We start from the raw sequence: 2663 nt of genomic DNA on the forward strand, positions 1-2663 counted from the left end.
CGCTTCGGATGGCCGGCGTTGATACCGAGTTGTACGAGTACGATCATCCTCTGGGCCATCTTGCGCTCAGCACGTCCGAGCTGCGTCGGCAGTGGATGCCCGTACTCGAACATTTCCTTGAGGATCGGCCCGGCGAAATCACTCTGCCGAGGTGAGCCGGCGGCATCCCCGGACAAGGCAACGTCCCTCCGGGTGAGGATCGACGATCCGAAGGGAAAGTTTCTCAGACGTTCCCTGCAACTTTCATGGGTATAACACTGCGCGAGCGCGAGACGCGGCCCACGGGAGCGGTCCGCGCCAGCGAGAGGAAACTCGTCGCTGAGCATGAACCGTATACTCAGAGCAACCAAGAGGTAGCGCCGACCCGCGGGCGTCCAGAGCAAGGCGCGGATCGGCGTCCTCCCGACAAAGGCAAACCTGGGGTAACCCAGGGACGCAAAGCCACGGGACCCTTTATGGGGTCGGGCCGGGCTGCCGAAGGAGGGGGCAGTGCATGCGTAAGACTCCACCCGCCGATGTCGGCGGCGCGAAGCGCGACGGCCAAGGACGCCTCCTGCAGCTTCAGACCCACCTTCGAAAGCGCGCCGTAGAAGCGTTCCACGAGATGGCGGGACGCTATCGCGACCTGTTCGAAAACGCCAACGATATCGTCTTCACCGTGGACCTTTCCGGACGGTTTATGTCGGTCAATCAAGCCGGTATACGCCTGACCGGCTACACGAAGGGCAAGATCCTGAAGATGAACATCGCCCAGGCGGTGGCCCCCGAGTACCTGGCGCTCGCCCGCAAGATGCTCGCGCATCACCTCGCCGGCGAGGATCCGGGGATCCTCGTGATCGAGATCGTGGCCAAGGACGGCCGGCGCGTGCCGGTGGAGGTGAGCACCCAGCTGCTCGTCAGGAGCGGCAAGCCCGTAGGAGTCCAGGGCATCGGCCGCAACATCACAAAGCGCAAGCTGGCGGAGGAGGAAAGCCACCGTCGAGCGATCTTGATGGGACGGCTCATCGGCCTCACAGAGACTCTCAACCAACCGCTCACCGAACCAGAGGTGGTGGAGGCCATCGGCCGGGGCGCGCTCCGGCTCGGCGAGGCCAACCGTGGGGTCTTGCTTATCCGTCAGACCGACGGGACGGTGGCGTGCCGGTGGTCGCAGGGGGTCTCGGGCGCCTACATCGCCCAGGTGCTCGCTCACCTGAGCGATCTTCCCTCGGGGCACTTGATGACCGAGGTCGTCGATCAAATCGAGGTCGTCGATCAAATCGTCGAACTGCCTGGAGGGGGCGTCGTGCGAGGAACGAAGCCCTTCCTCCTTCCCGATGTCGAGGCGCAGGAGTCGGAGTTGGTCTACAGGCTGGCCGGAGCGGAGGGCTACCGGGCGATAGGGATCTGGCCTCTTACATCCGAGGGGCGACCCATCGGCCTCATGAAATGTTATTATGACGCCCCACGGACGTGGTCGAAGCCGGAACTGGACGTGCTCCACGTGTTTTTCCGGCAGGCGGCCGTCGCGCTGGAGAATGCGCGGCTGTACGAAGCGCGGGCTCAGCGGACCGCGGAGCTCGAGGCGCTCTTGGATCTCTCCAAATCCCTACGGGCCGTGCACAACCTCGAGGAGATGTATCCACTGCTCGTGGAGCAGGCGAGGCGACTGCTCCACGCCCCGTATGCCGCCCTCGCGCTGCTCGATGAGGCCCGCGAGACGTTCACGGGGGTCCACGACACGAAGGGGCTCCTGAAAGGACACGGGACACCCATACCTGTCCACGGGTCACTGCTCGGCCGCGTCGTGCTGACCGGGGCCCCCCTCCATGTCGATGACGCAGGGCTCGCTCACACGGATCTCGACGGCGACACCGGCCCCGTGGTCGTCGTGCCGGTCCGCTCTGAGGACGAAGTCACGGGAGTGCTGGCCATCGCCCGCCCTCGGGGATCCGTCAGCCGTCCGTTCACCGACGCCGACGTCTCTCTTCTCCAAGGGATCGCCGAGATTGGCGGCACCGCGATTCAGCGCGCCCGGCTGGATCTGGATCTTCAACAGGCCTATGTCCAGATGGTCCTGGCGCTGGCGCACGCCGCAACTCGCGATGCCCACACCGAATTGCACAGCTTCGGCCTCGTCACGCTGGCCCAAGAGATCGCTCGGGGGCTGGGAGCTGGCCCGGAGGAAATCGAGGACATCCGCTGGGGGGCCCGCCTCCATGACATCGGCAAGGTGGGCGTGCCCGACAGCATCCTCAACAAGCCCGGCCCGTTGACGGACCGGGAGCGCGCGGTGATACAGCGCCACCCCGTGATCGGGGAAGAGATCCTGGGGCGGGTGCAGCGGATGCGGGGAGTGGCAAAGCTTGTGCGCCACCACCAGGAGATGTGGGACGGCACCGGTTATCCGGATGGCTTGTGCGGGGAAGCGATTCCGTTGGGCGCGCGCATTCTTGCCGTGGTCGATGCGTACGGCGCCATCATCGCACCGCGCCCGTTCGAGGAGGCGCACACGCACGAGGACGCCGTCGCGGAGATCCGGCGCGGCGCGGGCACCCGGTTTGATCCGGCGGTGGTTGAGGTCTTCTGCCAGACCATCGAGCGCCTCCGTTCCGTGGAAGAGGCGGTCGACTAGTCACCCGGCGGCCGCCTTCGTCATCTACTGGAGGCGCATCCCGGAAGAT

At 65.6% G+C, this 2663-nt stretch carries 1 protein-coding gene and 1 riboswitch; the gene reads left to right on the plus strand.

The genetic code is table 11. The annotated features are described in order from the left end of the window. The first annotated feature begins 400 nt into the window (after nucleotides 1-400). A riboswitch (cyclic di-GMP riboswitch) is annotated at nucleotides 401-479 on the plus strand. Between the two features lie 14 nt (nucleotides 480-493). Further along, nucleotides 494-2614: an HD domain-containing phosphohydrolase gene (locus tag VFP86_13160; protein HET9000587.1), complete on the plus strand. Its 2121-nt coding sequence runs from the start codon at nucleotides 494-496 to the stop codon at nucleotides 2612-2614. Nucleotides 2615-2663: the final 49 nt, after the last annotated feature.

The organism is bacterium, assembly GCA_035703895.1.
Lineage (GTDB): Bacteria > Sysuimicrobiota > Sysuimicrobiia > Sysuimicrobiales > Segetimicrobiaceae > Segetimicrobium.